Consider the following 20,066-nt stretch of genomic DNA (forward strand, 5'->3'; position numbering starts at 1 on the left):
ACTCAAGAGCCCGGGTCTATTAGAACAAAATAAGCTTTATAAGGTCTGACGTGGTTGATGATTTTTTCAATCAATAACTCATTGGTAGGATCTTCAAGACCTATGGTCAAAATATTCTTGCTTTCATTATAAGAAACAGGAACGGCATTTCGTTCAAGCAGCCAATCAATCAACTGTTTAGGGATAGAAAGTTCTTTATTGTCTTTTAGCGTACTTTTACCCACTAAATCCAGTTTGTACTGAGTAGATAACAACTGCAGCAATTCATGTGCTGTTATGAGTTTCATTTTAATCAATACTTGTCCTAAAAGCATACCCGTCTTATGTTGCTCGATAATAGCTTTATCCAAATCAGTCTTGCTAATTCGTTTATTCTCGAGCAATAAATCACCCAATTTCTTTCTATAGGGAGTAAGGAGATGGCTACCGGGAAATTGATGATCTGTTTTATCCCATGTGGGTTGCTTGCTTGAGGCCTGAGTTTTTGGGGTGTAATAATAAACATGGTAAGCGCGAATCAAAGCATGAAGATTTAAGATATTTCCATAAAAAGAGCGAGGGATGGATAAAAATGCGGGAATCCACCCAAACACTCTTCTTACGGCAATCATTCGCTGAATTAAGCGCTCAATCATGATAAAGGTAACGATTACGATGAGATCCCAAACCCAAGGGTGCAAATTCAATTGTTCTTGCAAAGAGGGATATTGAGGATTTGCATAAGTGCACAAAGAATAAATTAACCAGAAAAAAAATACAAAATAACCCACTCCATTAATAAAATGGGTAATAAAGGCTTTTCTGTCATGTGCCAGAGTAAATTTTATTATCCATGACTTAGGCCATCCTGTACTCTGCCATTCCTGAAATACAATACCAATAATCCAGCGAGCTTTTTGTCTGACTGCTTTTTTGTATTCTAAAGGAAATAATTCACGGGTTGCAATGTACTCTCGTACCGGCTTTTGGACATAACCTTTGCGAAAAAAGCCTCTAGGTTGCCATTTCATGCGTAATATAGTCTCTGCAACAAATATTTGCTTCAAACCGTGCATTTTAATGGCTAATGAAGTCCTATAATCTTCGGTTAAGGAGTCTATGGCAAATGGCGTATGGGTGTTAGGGTCTTCAAGCAATTTTAAAGCATGGCGTGAAAAAGCAGTACCCACCCCCGCAGAGGGCACGTGACCTTGAATCGCTTCTCTAACCACAATGTCTTTGGTGTGTATTTCTGAAAACTCATCGGCATAAAGCCAATGAGTAAAATTCCAATAGTTCACTACCAGCGGAAATACTGGAATTTGAATCATTTCTTTACGAGGCATTAAATAATTGTAAAGCTTAAAAGACATAGGGTGAATCACATCCTCTGAATCATGAAAAACAAAGATGCTAAAAGGAGACGGTAATGTTTTTTCAAATTCCTTGACGTATTGATATACGCCATTGAGATTTGCCGCTTTATTGGTAGGCCCTGGTTTTTCACCAATAACGCATTGAACGTTTTTAATTTGACTGGCAACCTCTTGAACCTCTTTTACGGTTTCAGGATCGTTAGGATAAACGCCCACAAAAATATAATAATTGGAATAATCAATTGAGTAACAATTGTGTTTAAGCATGGTCGCAATAACCCCAGCCTCATGCCAACAAGGAACAAGCACTGCTATCATTTGTTCTTGTTTTGCTGCCAGTTGTTCGTAGGTTAGTGGTTTGTAATGACGGGTTTTCCACAAGCGAAAAAGGTATCTTATCCAGTAATATGCATCAAAAAAAAGATCATCAATTCCTGAAATAATAAACAGGCAGGCCAGAATTACCAGAAAATACCACATTAAAAAATAGATGAATAAAATAAATTCACTAGGCATGGCCAACTCAAAGTTAAAAACACCGTTTATGTTACTTATTATGGTTGATTAAAAACGAAAATAAATTTCAGCCATAGCCAAATTATTGTAATATTTCGATCTGTAAGGATTTGGAGTTGGGCTACTCACTGGTATGTAGTAGTTTTGCAAAGACTCCAACCGCAAAAGTACATTAATCCTGTTTGTTGGTTTAAAAGCCATTCCCGGACCGAGAGCATACACGTTATTATAAAACTCTTTATTCTTATCAAGAATTAAATAATTCGCCAAATAAAAATCTAACGATGCGCTTTGAAAAGTGGCGACTCTAAGCCCAGGCCGAAACCATGATGTTCCTATAATGTTATCATCATAACGAGAATAGTAAATCACATCAGCATATAGGGAAGCTATCCATTTGAACGGAAAGCTCAATCGCTCCGTCCAGGTCGGAAGTTCGCCCCAGGCATTAAAATAGACCAAACCGCCTCTAAGATCATTTTTCCACTTGGGTCTGTTTCTGTAAACCAGATCTTCTGCTTGTCCTGCCTCTACAAATAATTGCAGCGGCAGAGTCGTCCAGGGATAAGTACGCAGACCAACCGCATATATGGCCACATTATCCTCAAAAATCTGGGAAATAGAATTTTGAATCAGTAAATCCTGTGCCGTTCCCGAGCGATTATCTTTGGTTCTGCGCCAAGTCAAATAAGCATCGGTATGATGCGTTTCGTTTAAGGTGATACCTGCGCGAGTTATAGTCGGTAAAACTCCTAAATCAAAACGGCTAAAATAAAAAGGCGCAGAGTAAAACTCAACAAAATAAGGATTAGGCAAGAATTTAAACTGACTTCCCCCCATATTAGTCATAGCCAATTCAGCTTTGGTTTTGATGTCTTTATTTGCCGTCTGCGAAGCCAGATCAAAATAATGGAAGGCTTTGGGTTTATTTTGCTGGGCATCGTACAGATAAGCAATGCTCAAAGCATATTCTGGATTGCTTTCTAGTTGATAAGCATGCAACCAGAGATCCAATGCCCATTGGGTATTTTTTTGCGCTACAGCAAAATAGGCTGCTTCTTTTAGAGTGCGTAGATCATCAGGATGCATGGCCAATAGCGTATTGATGGTTTTTAATGCGACTTCAGGGTGCAGGGATTTGGTTGTATAAAAACGATTCCACAGAATGTCTTCTGGGCTAAGAGGTATGCTTGCAATCAGACCATTTTGATTTACAAAATTATTGTTTTCTAAATATTCCTGAGCTTTTGAACTCAGTTGTTTTAATTGTGCATTACCCTTCAACGTGCAGTAATTAAAAAAGTATTGCGCTTTATCCTTGTCTTTTTTCAAGGCATAGAGATACCCAATCTGTAATGCCAGCCGAGCACTTGCCTTTAGTGCGTACGCTTTAAGAAAATAACCAAGCGCACTATCGGTGTTATTCTGTTGCAATTCCAGATAACCCAGTTTTAAATAAGCTTGCCTTTGTTCAGGATCCATAGCAAGAATCATGAGCAAATATCGACGTGCGGATTCAGGCTGCAGCTTGATGATTTCCTCTACCTTTGCATACAAAGGTTTAAAATCTTGTTTGGGTTTGATGTAGACTGGTTCTATGTAAGAAGTTAACTGTGTTTGGGGGACTTGAAGGATTTCTTGTGGAAAAAGGGTCTGATAAAAAACAGTCGCCTTTTTTCTAACGTCTGGCTTGTTGGATGTGATTAATTTTTTAAGGAAAGGCTTTGCTTCATTAAGCTGATTCAGCATGATGTATAATTTCGCTAATTCCAGCTCAATGACCGCATCATTGGGATGCAAGGTATTATATTCCTTTAAGAAAATTAAAGCCGAATGGGTATCGCCCTGCTGGATAAACCAGGTACCTTTAGCGTACAGTGCTGTTTTATTAGTCGGATCCTGTTTCAGAATTAGATCAAGAGCTTCTTTGGCTTTTAAAGGATCGCTGTCTTTATAGGTATAATAGAAATTGAACAAAGTTGGGATATCCCGCTGAACAGAGTGTGTTTTCTCCAAGGCAGAATAAATCATGATCCCTGCAATACAAAGAAACAGGAATACATATCCTGTTAATTTTGCTTTGCTCATCTAATTATCTCATTTGAGTTTTTAGTATATTCTGTATAAAGTAACAATTAATTCATGGACGAGCCAGAAATAATGAATATTAGATTAAAAGATTTTTATATCCTGTTGCTTGGTTGTCTGTTTGGTTCTTTTGTCTTTGCGGCAGATGCCTCAAAGTTATCTGAGCTATCGTCCGTTGAAACATTTACTCTGAATCAATTGTCAAAGATAGACACTGCGGTGCTTGAGGGAAATAAACCATCCTATACTTTTTATATTCCTGTTCCCGAACAATGGCAGGTCAATAGTCTTGATTTAAATCTGTTAATCGAATTCTCGCCTCTTTTGCAAAATGCCTCGTCATTAACTCTAATGGTAGGCGATACTCCTGTAGAAAGCATGCAGCTCGACAACACTAAAGATCAACCTGTTTTATGGAAAATGACCATTCCTAAAAACTACATAACGCCCAAAATCACTACCGTTCGACTTGTAGCCTACCTGAAACTGAGCAATCAAGTCTGTGAAGATGCAGAAAATCCAGGCAATTGGGTTACTTTAGCGGGAAATTCTACCATTACCTATCATTTTACAGAACAGCAAAAAGGCTGGGGATTGAAAGACTTCCCCTATCCTTTTATTCATAAAGATGCCCCTTTTCCAGACAAAATTTCGTTTTATCTTCCCAACGAGCTAAAAGCTGCTGACTTTGCACCTTATTTTAATTTTTCTAACGTGCTGGCTAAGGAAGCGAGCTGGCGTGGAGTAGAAATTGATGCACACCCCATTAAGGAGTTATTTTCATCGGACACGAAAAGACCTAAAGTTATTATTGGAACACCAAAATCCATTGATTTTTCATTATTAGGTACTCCCGAACTACTGCAATTAAAAAACGCTACCTGGGTTAAAAATGACGGAACTCCCTTGCACGAAAAAGAAGGATTCATCTGGTTACGCACCAGTGGGCAAAGTCCAACCTTGGTCATTTCGGCAAATAATCAAGACGGGTTGTTAACCGCAGTAGAAGCCATAAACTCCCGCAAAATGCATTTTATGGTAAACAATCCCTATTTTTTTATTGCAGAACCTTTAGCGCAAACAACGCCCGAGCCTAAAGCAAAAACTAAAATCTCGTTTAAAGAACTGGGGTACAACGATGCAATCATTTTTGGTTCAGGTCAAAGCCAGCTCAATTATCAGTTTAATCTTTCCGCTCAATACGCTAATCAGCCCGTTAAACTGCTTTTAAGTTACAGCCATAGCCCTTTTTTACAAAAAGACAAAGCCTCAACAATCAGCATTTCTGTTAATGGGTTTCCAGTTGATGGTGCGGTGCTGCAACCCAATTCAGCCCAAACGAATAGAATGGAAGTGGATTTGCCCGCCAAACAATTAAAAATGGGAAAAAACACCATCACGGTCACATTCACCCTTATCTTATCGGAAGCCTTTTGCACTCGAGATTATTTAAGTCAAGCGTGGGGCACTGTTGATGACAACAGCACCCTGCAATTTTCAAGCTCCGATACCCCCCCTAGTGCGCAGATTAAATCCTATCCTGCACTTATGGACGGTGACGTTTTGCTGGTTTTACCGGCAGATCCCAGCGTGTATCAAGACCAACAACTTATCAAAAGCATGATTGATTTTTCAATGATGCTCACTAACAACACTTCCCTGAAAATAACCGATACACAGTCTCTTAATGATAACCTAAAGACACATAATCTGGTTTATCTCGATGCGGGTGTCACCAATAGCCCGGTCATTGATACTCTTAAAAAAACCATGTCACAATTAACTGATAATCTCAACACCACATCAAACCCGACACTGAGAGCAATTGATAATTCAATTTTTATCAATGCATTTAGCAAAATTCAGGATGTTGGATTTATCAATATTCGTAGTCCAGAAACAAAAGCAGGTTTGACGCAACTCATCCTTTACGGTTACTCACCTAGAGAATTAGGGCTTGCGCTTGGCCTGTTAAACGATTCTTATAAACTTGGACTTCTCACCGGAAATCTCGCAGTAGCGTTTCAAAATGGCACGTTTACCAGCTTATCTTCAGGTGAAATCGAAGAAAACGTCCAAAAAGAAATTGCGATGAAACGTGCCAGCGAATTAACCGTTTATTACATACTTGGTGGTTTTGCATTCATTGTATTAATACTCTTAAGCTTTTGGGGTTGGCGTAGATGGCGAAAAAAACAAAGGCAATAAACACTATGCCAAAACGGTTTTAGAGGATATAAATTAAAAAAGACTTAAAAAATCGCAAACAAGGCTGTTGGATGATTTCGTATTAGAAAGTGTTTTGCTACAATAAATCTACATTAGACACGCTTATACAGTTAAAAAATTAAGTGTGTTTGCTATCAGGAATTTTAATGTCATTGGATACGGTAACTTTACAGTGTTTTTTAGCGGTGGCTGAAACTCAGAGCTTCACTAAAGCGGCTGTTCGGGTGGGGCGTACCCAATCGGCAATAAGCCAGCAAATCGCTAAACTGGAAAATCTGATTGAAAAACAGCTTATCAACCGTGGACGAGAATTATCCCTGACTCCCGATGGCGAGCTTTTTTTAGGCTACGCCAAACGCATTTACGAACTGCACCGAGAGTCACTGGACAGGTTTAAAACACCTGAACTCCAGGGTGAGCTACGCTTTGGTTTACCCGAAGACTTCGCATCCATGATCCTTTCGGATGTTCTGGTTGAATTTTCCAGACTTCACCCCCGAATCATGCTCAATGTAGAATGCGATTTAACCTTGAATTTAATTGAACGGTTTCATCAAGGAGATTTTGATCTTATCTTGATAAAAACCAATGAAAAAGACCAAATCACTGAGGGCGTCAATTTCTGGAATGAACCGGTTGACTGGGTAGGAAAAAAAGAACTGCTTCCTGCCTTGCATGAAAAATCAATTATTCCATTAATTCTCTCCCCAACACCCTGTGTGTACAGAGGTAACGTTATTGAATCGCTGAATCAACACCACCTTAAATGGCGCCTTGCATTCAGCAGTACAAGTTATACTGGCAAAATGGCCGCAGTAAGAGCGGGGCTGGGAATCACTGCCATTCAGCGCAGTATGATTCCAAATTATCTCGACCGATTGGACGATTATTTTTTGCCCCCTTTAAAGGACATTCATGTATCCTTGATTAAAAAAGATGCGGCAAATAAAGCAATTGACTCCCTGGAGTATTTTATCATGGATAAATTGAAACACTAATCAAGGGAGCTTGGGCATTAGATGAAACAGGAAATGAACTCTATTTTTGAGGTTTTGGATAAAGCGACCATCTCATCTATTGTCATGATAAGCGTAATCGTCAGTTTTTTGAGCTTAAGTATTCCGATTGCAGCACAAACTTTAGTTAATCTGATTGCCTTTGGTAAATTACTGCAACCGGTTCTAACCCTGAGTGTGATGGTTCTGGTATTAATGGTTGCTTTGGGGGCCCTTAATATTTGGCAAATCATTATTGTTGAAGTAATTCAACAAAAATTAATGGTGCGGATAAGCCTTAATCTTTCCCGTCAGTTTACTCATTTATCATTGGATAATTTTTCATCGCATCACGGCCCAGAACTCGTTAATCGTTTTTTTGAGGTGGTTACTATTAATAAAGCTTTAGCCAGTTTGTTGCTCTATGGCATCAACCTCAGTTTACAGCTTTTTTTTGGTCTTATTTTACTGCTCTTGTATCATCCTCTATTTCTTATTTTTGATGGATTTATCGTACTAAGCATCCTGCTGATTGTATTTTTACCTTATCGCAAAGGCTTGGCCAGTGCCGAAAAGGAATGTGCTGAAAAACATCAGATTGGCGCCTGGCTTGAGGAACTCCTTACGAATCGTTTTTTATTTCGTTTTAATCATTATCATCATTACGCAACCCAACAAACCGACAGGCGTTTGGTGGCATTTTTAAAAGCACGCAACCTGCATTTTAGACAACTCATTAAACATCAAATTGGTTTTTATCTGCTTTCTGCACTGGCCAGTAGTATTTTACTTGGTTTGGGAGGCTATCTTGTTATTAATAACCAGTTAAGTCTAGGCCAGTTAGTCGCTGCTGAAATCGTCCTTGGTGCTTTGATTTATGCATTCAAACGATTTGGGGTTCTTTTGGAAAATTATTACGATCTGGTTGCGTCCGAGCACAAAATCGATACGGTTTTAAATCTTCCAACCGAACGCATCAATACCGAATTAGGCGATCTGATTCTTCCAATAAACACCATTACCATAATCGCTGACCACCAACAAAAAGCCTCAGCAACTCATGAAAACCCTCTGTTAATTTGCGTGAATGAAACGCAAAAACAAAAATCTGTCATCGATTTTCTGTTAGGCTTTAAACCCAGTAGCGAGCTGACCGTTTACATCAACGATACTCTGTGCAACGAGGAATACAGGCGCTCTCTGCGTGAACATACTCTGTTGCTTAAAGATAAAGACTGGTTTGCTGGCAGTATCTATGACAATTTACGACTGAATCAAACACCATTTTCCATACAGAACCTTAAAAAACTGTTAATTTCATTTGAACTTATGGACAAGGTAATGAATCAACCTGATGGCTTAAAAACAATGATTTATGATTGGGAAAGCGTGTTTACCGAACGTGAACTCATTCAATTGATGGTGATTCGTGCCCTGCTTGCCAAGCCGCAGTTGATTATTATCGATCACCTCTTTGACCGACTGGCTCCGCAGGATGTTGATTTGCTGCTTGTTCATTTAACACAGTTGCCTAAAACTCTGTTAATCATTGTCACTTTGTATCCCAACATGAGCTCTCTATCTAACCGTCTGGTGCTCTCATGAAACTTCATGCCTATCAAATGATTGGTAAATTACCCAATCCCCGCAAGATAGCCAGGATTATTTTTTTCGTATTGCTTGTTTTAATCCTGTTCCTAAGTTTCACTCCCTGGCAACAATTTGCCCTGGGTAGTGGGCAAGTCATCGCTTTTTCACCTACTGAACGGTTACACACGGTCAACTCCCCTATCTATGGCAGAATAAAAAAATGGTTTGTCGATGAAGGAGTAAAGGTTAAAGCAGGCGATCCAATAGTCGAAATTACTGACAACGATCCTGAACTGCTTAAACGATTGGAGTTAGAAAAAGAAGCTCTATTAATGCGTATTGAAGCAGCGAAACAATCATTAGTCGCTGGCAAAGCAAATTTAGACAGACAAAAAAACCTATATCAACAGGGTATTAACTCAAAACGGCAATACGAATTGGCACAAATTGAATACGCAAAGTATCAAAACGATCTGGCACAAGCCAATATTGACAAGGTAAATATCGATGTACGTATCGCAAGGCAGCAAACTCAGCTGATTAAAGCGCATGTTCCAGGTATTATCTTTAAACGCCTGTCAGGCCAGGAAAGTGTAGTGGTTAAAGAAGGTGAAATACTGGCGCAAATCATTCCTGAAACGGACTCCAGAGCCGTTGCGCTGTGGATAGATGGTAATGACATTCCATTCGTTAGACTAAATCAAAAGGCACGACTGCAGTTCGAAGGATGGCCGGCAATTCAATTCAGAGGCTGGCCGCAAATCGCTGTAGGTACTTTTGGTGGCCGTGTAGCATTTATAGATCCTACAGATAATGGCATGGGACAGTTTCGAACCGTTATCGTTCCGGATGAACCGTGGCCTGAGCCCGCCTTTTTAAGACAAGGGGTACGTGTCCATGGTTGGGTGCAACTGGGCGAGGTTCCTTTATGGTATGAATTATGGCGTCAGTTTAATGGGTTTCCTCCTGAAAGCGTGGCACAGAAGGCTGGTTCATGAGGAAATCACAACCGTTCAAAACATTATTCACCCTTAGCGGATTGATTCTAGTCCTTATCTGTTCTGCGTTTGGGCATGCCTCAAAAAAACCACCCGCATTACGCCTCGAGGACGTGTTGCAAAGCATAGACCTGCACTATCCCCAGGTTAAAATAGCTCATCTTGAAGTGGTTAAGGCAAGCGGCGTCCTGGTCAATGCGAAGGGACAATTTGATCCCATGTTAGAAGCCACTACCCGCTCGCAACCGGCGGGGGGATACATTAATAATTACGGCGATGCTCAATTCACTGTACCTACCCTTTACAATGGGGTCAAATTATTTGCTGGCTACAGAAATGGCGAGGGAGACTGGCCTATTTACTATCAAAACTTTTTAACCAACTCCGGTGGAGAATACAGAGCAGGACTTTCATTGCCACTGGTTCGTGACCGCTTAATAGATAAAGAGCGAACCGGATTACTCTCATCTGCTCAATTGATTCTCATGAAACAGCAAGATGCTGAAGCAATAAAAATTAAAATATATCAGGAAGCCATTAAAGCCTATTGGCAATGGGTTGAGGCAGGACTTCAGTTAAAAACCTTTAAGCAACTTTTAGAGTTGGCAGAAACACGACAACATGCGATTGAACAACAAGCACAGCAGGGTGATTTGCCTCAACTTGCAGTCAGTGAAAATTTACAACAAATCATCCAGCGAGAACAATTACTCAACCAGGGTCAGATGATATTTGAACAGGCGAGTATTAATTTATCCCTGTATTTTCGTAACCCTAGAGGCAAGCCTCTTATCCCAGAAGAAACAAGCTTACCCGCTTTGGCTCAACCTACCAAATCGCCCACTGGATCTGGTTTGCCCTTAATAGAGCATCCTGGAATTAAAAAACTTAACTTTTATGCCAACATGATGAAGCTAAAACGCAATCAGGCACGCAATGAGCTATTACCCCAACTGGATGCAACCGCTTATACCTTCAAGCAAAATGGAACAGGAGGATATCCTTTATTAATTCCACAGGCAGCGATGGTGGGTGTATCCTTTAAATTTCCATTATTGCAAAGAGAAGCCAAAGGGAATCTGATCCAGGCAGAAAGCGAATTACGTCAAATTCGAGTTGAAAAGAAATTTTTATATGAACAATTACACAATGAATTATCCAATATTCTGATAGGAATTAACCGAGGCATACGCCAGGTATCTTTACTTAAAAAAGAACTGCGACTGGCATTAAAGGTACAAGAAGGGGAAACGAAAAAGTTTTACCAGGGAGACAGTACTTTATTTCTGGTCAATCAACGAGAGCAAGCAACCACCCAGGTTCAACTCAATAGCTTGCATGCGCAAATTCAATTGGCAGAATTGAAGGCTAGAGCTCGTTTTTTTGCCTCGACGCAAATAACCGCAAGATCGCCCCAAAACATGAAATGAGGACAGCATGAGTACCGCATTAATTTGGTTTAGACAGGATTTACGATTAACGGATAACCCGGCTTTTTTTGCTGCCTGTACCCAACACACTCACGTAATCCCTATCTACATTCTGGATGATAAAAACAGTGTGCTGGGCGAGGCGCAAGCATGGTGGCTTCATCACAGTCTTAAGGCACTAAGTCACTCCTTAAATACTCAGGGCCAATTAAAGCTTATTCTGCGTAAAGGCAATCCAATGGATGTTCTTGCAGACTTGCGCAGTCAAATCACTATAGACGCCATTTACTGGAATCGCTGCTATGAACCTGACACTATAGAGCGTGACAAACGCATTAAGGCAAAATTGCAAGAATCAGGTATTGATGTCCATAGTTTTAATGGCAGCTTGTTCAATGAACCTTGGACCTTCAACAATAAAAATGGTGAATTTTTTAAAGTCTTTACCCCCTATTGGAAAACTTGTCGTCAACAACTGATTTCCAAGCCAGCGCAAGTAGTTACCCATTATCCCGCTGCAATTGAAATAGCCAGTGATGTACTGGACGATTGGAATCTGTTGCCACGCCTCAATTGGGCTTCGCAGTTTCCAGAATTTTGGACACCGGGTGAAGAAGGTGCCCTTAAAAAGCTTGAACACTTTATTTCCCACCAGATTAATGGCTATAAAATCAATAGAGATTTTCCTGAAAAAAAAGCCACGTCTTATCTTTCACCTCATTTACACTTTGGTGAAATCAGTCCCTGGACTATTTTACGAGCGGTTGAGCACGCAAAAACAGATCCTCATTCCAATTTGGCTGGAGCCGAACACTTTTTATCAGAACTCGGGTGGCGAGAATTTTCCTACTACCTGCTCTATCACGTACCCACCCTGCCTTATCAAAATTTTAAATCTGAATTTGATGCGTTCCCCTGGCATAACGATGCGGCCTTATTAAAACAATGGCAACAAGGAAAAACAGGATACCCTATAATCGATGCAGGAATGCGAGAATTATGGGCTACTGGGTATATGCACAACAGAGTAAGAATGATAGTTGCTTCCTTTTTAACCAAAGGGCTTTTTATTGATTGGCGTGTAGGGGCAGATTGGTTTCTTGACACATTAGTTGATGCGGATTTAGCCAATAACAGTGCCAGTTGGCAATGGGTCGCTGGTTGTGGAGCGGACGCAGCACCCTATTTTCGTATTTTTAACCCCGTACTGCAAAGCCAAAAATTTGATCCCCAAGGTGCTTATATACGCCGTTGGGTTCCAGAACTGGCTTCATTAAATAACGACATCATTCATGCGCCATGGGAGTCTGAGAATGCACCGTTAATTTACCGCAAAATCAATTATCCAAAACCCATCATTAAACATAATGAAGCACGAACTAAAGCCTTGGACTATTACGAACAAATAAAAAAAAGTAAATAATACCTCATAGGGAGAATTAACCATGCGCTTTAACTCATTTACAAAACTGGTTTTATTGGTTGTACTTTTTGAAAGTATTGGTTTTCTTTTGGGTCTAATCACCCAAGCCAATATTTATCCTTGGTATGCGAATCTGGTAAAATCCCCTTTAACCCCTCCAGGATACGTTTTTTCAATAGTTTGGAGTCTGTTGTATGCGCTTCTTGCTCTTGTAGCCCTGCTTGTCTTCGCTCATGACAAAAACAATTCAACGAATACGTTAACAGCGCTTTTTGTGGCACAAATGGTGATGAATTGGGCATGGACACCGCTTTTTTTTGGCTTGCATTGGGTTACTTTAAGTGCGTTTTGGCTGGTTGGTTTGATTATTTTGAACCTGCTGTTGCTCATTAAAGCGAGAAAAAACAACAGACTGGTGATATGGTTATTAATACCCTACCTGATTTGGCTGCTGTTTGCTGCTTATCTCAACGGATATATTGCCCTGATGAATTAAACAGGGCACCAAACAATCAGACCCTGTCAATGGTAATTTTCTCCCGACTTGCCGCGAAACAAATAATACGCATACAAGGTATAGGCCAAAAGTATAGGCAACATAATGATAACGCCAATTAAGATAAACACCAGCGTTGAATCGGGTGCTGCGGCTTCCCAAAGCGTGATCTGATGGGGAATTAAATAAGGATAAACACTGATACCTATTCCAATGTAAGCACACAAAAACAACACAATACTGTAAATAAATGGTTTGTATTCGTTGCCATTGTCCAGACTCTGCCAAATTTTAAATACGGCAAACAAAGCCAGCAAAGGCAATGGGCTTAGCAGAAAAACATTGGGAAAACTGTACCAACGATGAAAAATTTCATCACTATGCAATGGGGTCCAAATACTCACAAACACCAGAAACAAACTGACGAGAATTAATAGTCCTCTTGATTGATGGATCATTTTACGTTGCACTCGTCCCGAACTTTTGATTATCATCCAGGTCGCCCCAAGGAGCGCATAGCCACACACTAATGCAATCCCGGTGCACAAACTAAATGGGGTTAACCAATCGGGGTTATTGATGGTCATGGAAGTTTCTTCGATGGAAAAACCTTGCACAAAAGCACCCAGAATGACTCCCTGAAAAAATGCAACCGCAACAGAACTGATTGAAAATGCCCAGTTCCAGATTGGTTTTGTTTTTTTAGCCTTAAAACGAAATTCAAAACTAACCCCGCGAAAGATCAAACCTATCAACATGAGCATAATAGGCATATACAAAATGGGTAATAATATGCCATAGATCTTGGGGAATGCGCCGTAAAGCATGGCGCCGCCAAAAACCAGCCAGGTTTCATTACCGTCCCAAACCGGGGCTATGGAATTCATCATCACATCACGCTCTTTTTCATTTGCGGTAAAAGGAAAAAGAATACCTACCCCTAAATCAAAACCATCCAGGATCACGTACATGATGATAATAAATCCAAGAAGTACAGCAAAAATAAGTGGCAGCATTATTTTTTCTCCTCGGGGATATCGGTCATGTACTGGAATGCATGATATTCAATATCGTCTTCTTTTAATTGTTCCGGTCCATGGGCGATGAGTTTAAAGAGGTAGTACAGATAGAATCCAAATACAATTCCGTAGACGACAATCAACAGAGTAAAGGAGATAAGTACTTCTTCATAGCCGACAAAAGACACCGCATCTTTAGTTTTCATCAGGGAATAAACCACCCAGGGCTGCCTGCCGATTTCAGCGGTTAACCACCCGGCGATACTGGCGATGAATCCAGCCGGTGCCAAAGCCAGGCTCCACTTATAAAACCAGGGACTTTTAAACAACCTGCCTTTAAACCGCAAATAAACCCCAACAACAGCGGTCAAAAGCATCAGAAGACCAATACCTACCATAAGACGAAATGTCAAAAACACCGGGAGCATGTGGGGCTGCTCCGCAGGTGGCACGGAGCTTAGACCAACCAGCTCACCATCCCAATCATGAGTATTAATCAGACTGGCAAGTTTAGGTATGGAAATTTCATAAAAGTTTTTTTGTTCTTGTTGAGACGGAATAGCAAACAGTACCAAAGGGGCACCTTTTTGCGTTTGCCAGACACCTTCCATAGCTGCGGTTTTCAATGGCTGATAATGATGAACATTAATACCCACCACATCACCAATGCCAATTTGTAAGGGAACCAAAATCAACGCTGCCCATAAACTAAAGTTCAGGGTTATTTTGGCTGTGTCTTTAAATTTATCCTTAAGAAAATAATAACCAGAAACAGCCATGATTACGAAACACGTGGTCACATAGGAGGCCAACAACATATGAATAAAGCGAGGAATAAACGTGGGATTAAAGACCACCGCCCACCAACTGTCTACTATGTATTTACCATCAACCAGTTGATATCCGCTGGGAGCCTGCATCCAGGAATTTGCTGACATAATCCAAAATGCAGAAATGGTTGTGCCTATAGTCACCAAAAGTGTTGCGATGAAATGCAGTGGTGGAGGAACTTTTTTCCATCCAAAGAGCATCACGCCCAAAAATCCTGCTTCAAGGAAAAAAGCTGTAAGCGTTTCATACGCAAATAATGCACCCAGAACATTACCAAATTGGGTAATGAATGGCCCAAAATTGGTCCCTATTTGATAAGCCAGAACAATTCCCGAAACAACCCCCATACCGAAGGTCAGCGCAAAAATTTTAGTCCAGAGTTTACATATTTCAAGGTAGGCGGGATTTCTTGTTTTCAACCATGCTGCTTCCATAATGACCAGAAACACGGCAAGACCCAGGTTTAAAGTTGGAAACAGGATGTGAAAACCGATACTAAAACCAAATTGAATACGAGACAAAAGTTCTACAAGCATAGACGGCCTATAATTCGCTACGGTATAGGGTTATTTTAGCATATAATGCTTTTTTTTTACACGCCTATCGCTTTATTTTATAGCGGTATGGTTCATATTTTTTCATCATATGTGTGGTGATAATTTGCGGTTTTTTAAGTATTGCAACAGAAAAACTCATGCAACTGGCGTAATTAAATTTATCATCTTGTTTTAAAAGGGCTTTTTTTATGTTTGAAAACGAACCATCCAAACTCACCCGCAACACTGGGCTTGCCGGGCTGGCAATTGAAGCAATCAACAAACGATTTCCTCTTGGCGCTCTAAACAGAAAAGACGTAGTCGAAGCGTTGCCCAAGGAAATTTATGAAGAACAACTTCTATTATTGTTTACTATTAGGAACATGATAGCAGCACAACAACTGGAGGCCTCTCTTCTGTTCCCGCTGTTACAAGCTGCTCAATGCGGCGAAATGACGTTTTTTGCGGTATGCAACATCGAAGAAACCTGCCCAGAAGTTAGGGTCGAAGCCGTGCACTTGAAACATCATGAAATGGTCGTCATCGGCAGAAAGAAAAGATCAGATCCCTTGAATATTCTTACCTGGGGTGAAAATGCGGTCATTTGCGACCCATGGGCAAAAATGACCTACAAGGCCGTGTCGTTTTTCAAAGTACGAGATGAAACACCACACATTCCATTTTTTAGGAAACACGGAGAAGAATTAGACGAGCATTATCTTGCCGGGAATCCAGTAATTATCAGTTAATAAAAGCATCTCACCGCCCCTTTTTCACTACTATAATTGTCCAGCATCCAAAGCTGTTAATACTTGAGCGGCTTTGGAGCGTATGGCGGTTTTCTTTTCCTCGGTCATTTTAGCCCAATTAAGATAGGCAAATCGCAAGCGCAGGTTATTATTCAATTGTTCCTGATTTTGGTCCATAAAATTCCAATAGAGGGAATTAAAAGGACAGGCTTTTTCTCCTACCACATCAGCGGGATTATAGGTACAAGACTTACAAAAATTACTCATTTTTTGAATGTACTTACCACTTGCAGCGTAAGGTTTGCTTGCCATTACCCCTCCATCTGCATATAAAGCCATACCCAAAGTATTAGGTAATTCTACCCATTCAAATGCGTCAGCATAAACCGCCAAATACCAATCACATACCTCTTGAGGATTCAAGCCTGCAAGCAGAGCAAAATTACCCGTAATCATTAACCGCTGAATATGGTGAGAGTAGGCTTCTGCTTTCGTTTGCCGCACAACCTCCTGCATACAAAACATTTTAGTTTCGCCTCCCCAATAGAGTGCCGGCAATGATCTTTGCGCATGCAAATAATTTCTGTGGGCGTACTCGGGCATTAAAAGCCAATAAAGACCACGAACGTACTCTCGCCAACCAAGAATTTGACGAATAAATCCTTCTACCGCATTCAAAGGCGCAGATTGATGATAAAAGGCGTCTTCGGCCATACGGCATAATTCCATAGGCAACAAAAGCCCCACGTTCAAATAAAAGGATAATTTGGAATGATATAAATTGACTTCCTGTGTGCGCATGGCGTCTTGATAATCACCAAAAAACTCCAGACAATGTTCGATAAAATAATGCGCTTCAGCGAGTGCCTGCTCACGAGTTACCGCAAAATTAAAGGGTTGTAATTGGCCAAAATGATCCGAGAACTGCTTTTCTACCAAGTTTAAAACACCCAAAGTTACCTCATCCAAAGGATGAACTAGTCGTTCGGGAAATGTTTTAATGTGATTGGCGTTTTTTCTATTTTGCTCATCATAGTTCCATGCGCCGCCCACAGGCCTGCCGTGATCATCCATTAAGATACTGTGTTTTTGGCGCATCATTCGGTAAAAGTACTCCATACGCCATTGTTTTTTCCCTTTTGCCCAGGACTTAAATTCTGCTATCGTGCTTAAAAAGCGAGCGTCTTCATGCAAAATCAGAGGAATTGCAATACCACCTTTTAATGCAATAATTTTTTGCAAAACCCGCCATTCGCCAGGATGGGTTATATGTACCTCGGAAATTGTTTCTTCCTTTATCAGACGAACCAGCTCCGCCTCAAAAGAACCGGTATTGGCCACATCATCGTAAGGGGTGTACCGCACTTTATAACCCTTTGCTCGCAAAAGAGCAGCAAAATGACGCATCGCAGAAAAAATAAAAGCGATTTTTTTAGGGTGATGTTTGACGTAAGTGGCCTCTTCCATCACTTCACAAAGAAAAACAACATCTTTATCCTTGTCTATTGCGGCAAGTGAAGGAAGCGACTCACTCAGTTGGTCACCCAAGATAAAGCACAATCTCGTCATCATTTGTCCTGAAAGAAAATAAAATTACATCTTAAGCTTGGGACGAATAGAACTTAAACCGCCATCTACCGCAAGTACCTGCCCTGTTACCCAGCTGTTGTAAGGATTCAGGAAAAATAAAACAGCTCGAGCTACATCGCAAGGCTCACCTACCCGCCCCAAGGCATGCATTGCAATAGAAGCTTTGGCAACTAATTCATTACTGAGCAGCGCATGAGTCAATGACGATTTAACCATACCTGGTGCCACAACGTTAATACGTAAACGAGAGGAGGCATAAGTTGCGGCAGCAGATTGCGCCAAACCAATAACCCCTGCTTTAGCTGCTGCTATGGCTTCATGGTTTGCCAATCCGGTCAATGCTGCAGCAGAAGAAATCAATACCACCGATCCCCCCTGAGTCATTCGTTTACCAGCGGCACGTACAGTAGCAAATGAAGTAGTTAAAGATGCATTAATTGTCTTTTGGAATTCATCAAAACTGGTCGCATGAGCACTTTTGAGTAATAAAGAACCCGCACAATTAACTACTCCATCGAGAGATCCTGCTTGCTCAAATACCTTATCTACGGCATTAAAATCAGCAGCATCAAGAATAAAATCGGGGGTAATTTTTTCGTTGGTTTGCGCAGTAGTAACAACTTCATCTCCCTGATTCTTGAGAAGTTCAACAACGGACTGACCAATAGCGCTGCTTGCAGCAATAATCAAATAGCGAGCCATAATTTCCCTGCCTTAATTATTTAAAAGGCCTACTATGAAGCAGACCAGGATTAAGTTCAAGTATAATCATGCAAAACCTGTAAGTGCTCTTTAGGTTCGCTGGAACACCATGTTTTTAACCAACGATGAGTGTATTGACCTGATTGTTATCGCACAGATTTTTACCATCATTTGCATGAGGTGTATTGGCGAGAAGAGGAAGCTTGATCGCTTATCAAATGAATTTAAAAAATCAGTAACTCCCCAGGGCATTCCGAGCGCAGCGAGGAATGACCTGGGGAGTTACAAAAATCATTTAATTATTCTGCTATAGTTAAAACGTATCATCGAAAAATCTTCTTTGATCGACTTAAATCGGTTTTTAGTCCACACGTTTCCAATAAGGATAACCTCATGAAAAAATTATTAACTTTGGCTTTAGTGTTTTTTTGCGGGGTGGCATGCTCTTCGCAAGCGAACTATTTGTTTTTCCTCACAGCGGCAGAGGGTAATCTGGAAAAAGGGAATTCTGATTCTTATGTTTTAAAAATAAACCATGCACCCGAATTTGTGAATTATTTTTCGGAACGTCCAGAAAGACGGTCTGGAATAATGAAACTGGAACGATTTAATTCATTCTGGACAAACAACGAAATCAATAATAATTTCAAAACAAATCCGCCCAATGCTGCCCTTGTTATGGTTGATACCCACGGAACTCGTCAGGAATTTGTGGCGGTAATAACTTATCCTCTTTTAACCGACGGGCAACTCACCTATCAATTGCGTCCCTTGAAAACCACGAAAGTGACTACCGGAACCTTTAAATACTTGCTGATGTTTATTGACGACATTGCCTGGAATCCTGGCGGTTTTTAAGGTGAATTAGGGACTTTTTTGCAACTCTATAGCCTATCCGGTTTAGCCCGCAGCTTCATCAAATCAGGTGTCTGGTGAGACTTTAAGGGATTCCTTAAATGCAGCGGGCACAGTGTAGGACATAATCACCTGATAACACTCGCAAAAGACCTCAAAACTAACGTACGCTTCAAAATTGATTTTTCCCAAAAATTTAAGTTCTAATTGATTCATTGCAGTTGTAGAAAGGCCTGCAACCTTTGCAACAACACTGTTGTCATAGTATTCATCCATGAACTGCTTATAAGCCAAAAGTAACGCACTGGCGATAAGTCTGTGAATATTTAGTTCATTCAAAGAATGCTCTTTATCCAACTCAAGGTATTTGTTTAGATAGATTAAAAACAAAACATAAATGCTCGAGCTTTTACATAAATATTTGAAAAAACGTTGGAGATAATGAAAAATTGAGATCATTGGTTTACTTTTTCCCGTGAACTCATCCTCTTTCTGCTCCAATACAGGAGTCAATGATTGATCCAGTAAATAAGCAATTTTTTCAAGTAAATCAGGTGCGTTAATTTCGGTTATTGGCGGATACTCAGCAGATTTTCGGGTTAAATAATCCATATCCCGTTCAAAAAAAAATTTCATGATTACTCCTTATAATAAGACAAACATC

At 40.4% G+C, this 20,066-nt stretch carries 16 protein-coding genes; 9 read left to right on the forward strand and 7 right to left on the reverse strand.

Annotated elements, in window-relative coordinates; translation table 11 throughout:
• Positions 1-2: 2 nt before the first annotated feature.
• Together Lwor_RS01045 and Lwor_RS01050 are read right to left on the reverse strand one after the other, a co-directional pair.
• Positions 3-1,871, reverse strand: coding sequence for a glycosyl transferase family protein (locus tag Lwor_RS01045; protein WP_058491927.1), 1,869 nt, complete (start codon positions 1,869-1,871; stop codon positions 3-5).
• A gap of 48 nt (positions 1,872-1,919) precedes the next feature.
• On the reverse strand, positions 1,920-3,959 hold the full coding sequence (locus Lwor_RS01050) for a tetratricopeptide repeat protein (protein WP_058491929.1): 2,040 nt from the start codon (positions 3,957-3,959) through the stop codon (positions 1,920-1,922).
• A gap of 72 nt (positions 3,960-4,031) precedes the next feature.
• On the opposite strand from Lwor_RS01050, the gene Lwor_RS01055 reads away from it, so the two are divergent.
• The 7 genes from Lwor_RS01055 (at position 4,032) to Lwor_RS01085 (ending at position 13,120) form a co-directional block, all read left to right on the forward strand.
• The gene (locus tag Lwor_RS01055) at positions 4,032-6,167 is read left to right on the forward strand and encodes a cellulose biosynthesis cyclic di-GMP-binding regulatory protein BcsB (protein WP_058491931.1); all 2,136 of its coding nucleotides are present in this window, start codon (positions 4,032-4,034) and stop codon (positions 6,165-6,167) included.
• A gap of 167 nt (positions 6,168-6,334) precedes the next feature.
• The gene (locus Lwor_RS01060; RefSeq protein WP_058491932.1) at positions 6,335-7,186 is read left to right on the forward strand and encodes a LysR substrate-binding domain-containing protein; all 852 of its coding nucleotides are present in this window, start codon (positions 6,335-6,337) and stop codon (positions 7,184-7,186) included.
• 21 nt (positions 7,187-7,207) lie between these two features.
• Entirely contained in the window at positions 7,208-8,788 is a 1,581-nt protein-coding gene (locus tag Lwor_RS01065) for an ABC transporter transmembrane domain-containing protein (RefSeq protein ID WP_115090923.1), read from the forward strand.
• Positions 8,785-9,771 (forward strand): HlyD family secretion protein, encoded by a 987-nt coding sequence (locus Lwor_RS01070; protein WP_058491934.1) that lies wholly within the window; start codon positions 8,785-8,787, stop codon positions 9,769-9,771. The genes Lwor_RS01065 and Lwor_RS01070 overlap by 4 nt, the downstream gene beginning before the upstream one ends.
• Positions 9,768-11,201 (forward strand): TolC family protein, encoded by a 1,434-nt coding sequence (locus tag Lwor_RS01075; RefSeq protein WP_058491936.1) that lies wholly within the window; start codon positions 9,768-9,770, stop codon positions 11,199-11,201. The genes Lwor_RS01070 and Lwor_RS01075 overlap by 4 nt, the downstream gene beginning before the upstream one ends.
• A gap of 7 nt (positions 11,202-11,208) precedes the next feature.
• Positions 11,209-12,624 (forward strand): cryptochrome/photolyase family protein, encoded by a 1,416-nt coding sequence (locus Lwor_RS01080; RefSeq protein ID WP_058491938.1) that lies wholly within the window; start codon positions 11,209-11,211, stop codon positions 12,622-12,624.
• Positions 12,625-12,646: 22 nt separating this feature from the next.
• A complete protein-coding gene (locus Lwor_RS01085) occupies positions 12,647-13,120 on the forward strand; it encodes a TspO/MBR family protein (protein WP_058491940.1) in 474 nt (157 codons plus the stop codon).
• A 26-nt stretch (positions 13,121-13,146) separates the two neighbouring features.
• Here Lwor_RS01085 and cydB read toward each other — a convergent pair whose 3' ends face one another.
• Positions 13,147-14,136 (reverse strand): cytochrome d ubiquinol oxidase subunit II, encoded by a 990-nt coding sequence (cydB, locus tag Lwor_RS01090; RefSeq protein WP_058491942.1) that lies wholly within the window; start codon positions 14,134-14,136, stop codon positions 13,147-13,149.
• Complete coding sequence (locus tag Lwor_RS01095; protein WP_058491944.1) at positions 14,136-15,506, reverse strand: cytochrome ubiquinol oxidase subunit I; 1,371 nt, start codon at positions 15,504-15,506, stop codon at positions 14,136-14,138. Before Lwor_RS01095 ends, cydB begins: the two co-directional genes overlap by 1 nt.
• 209 nt (positions 15,507-15,715) lie before the next feature.
• Here Lwor_RS01095 and Lwor_RS01100 point away from each other — a divergent pair, with 209 nt between their 5' ends.
• A complete protein-coding gene (locus Lwor_RS01100; protein WP_058491946.1) occupies positions 15,716-16,255 on the forward strand; it encodes a hypothetical protein in 540 nt (179 codons plus the stop codon).
• A gap of 30 nt (positions 16,256-16,285) precedes the next feature.
• On the opposite strand, the gene Lwor_RS01105 is transcribed toward Lwor_RS01100, so the two are convergent.
• A complete protein-coding gene (locus tag Lwor_RS01105) occupies positions 16,286-17,824 on the reverse strand; it encodes a cryptochrome/photolyase family protein (RefSeq protein WP_058491948.1) in 1,539 nt (512 codons plus the stop codon).
• Positions 17,825-17,848: 24 nt separating this feature from the next.
• A complete protein-coding gene (locus tag Lwor_RS01110; RefSeq protein ID WP_058491950.1) occupies positions 17,849-18,547 on the reverse strand; it encodes an SDR family NAD(P)-dependent oxidoreductase in 699 nt (232 codons plus the stop codon).
• Between the two features lie 393 nt (positions 18,548-18,940).
• Here Lwor_RS01110 and Lwor_RS01120 point away from each other — a divergent pair, with 393 nt between their 5' ends.
• Positions 18,941-19,405 (forward strand): hypothetical protein, encoded by a 465-nt coding sequence (locus Lwor_RS01120; protein WP_058491954.1) that lies wholly within the window; start codon positions 18,941-18,943, stop codon positions 19,403-19,405.
• Positions 19,406-19,468: 63 nt separating this feature from the next.
• Here Lwor_RS01120 and Lwor_RS01125 read toward each other — a convergent pair whose 3' ends face one another.
• Positions 19,469-20,038, reverse strand: a complete 570-nt coding sequence (locus tag Lwor_RS01125; RefSeq protein WP_058491956.1) for a cyclin family putative virulence effector — start codon at positions 20,036-20,038, stop codon at positions 19,469-19,471.
• Between the last annotated feature and the right edge of the window lie 28 nt (positions 20,039-20,066).

It is taken from the genome of Legionella worsleiensis, assembly GCF_001467535.1.
GTDB lineage: Bacteria > Pseudomonadota > Gammaproteobacteria > Legionellales > Legionellaceae > Legionella > Legionella worsleiensis.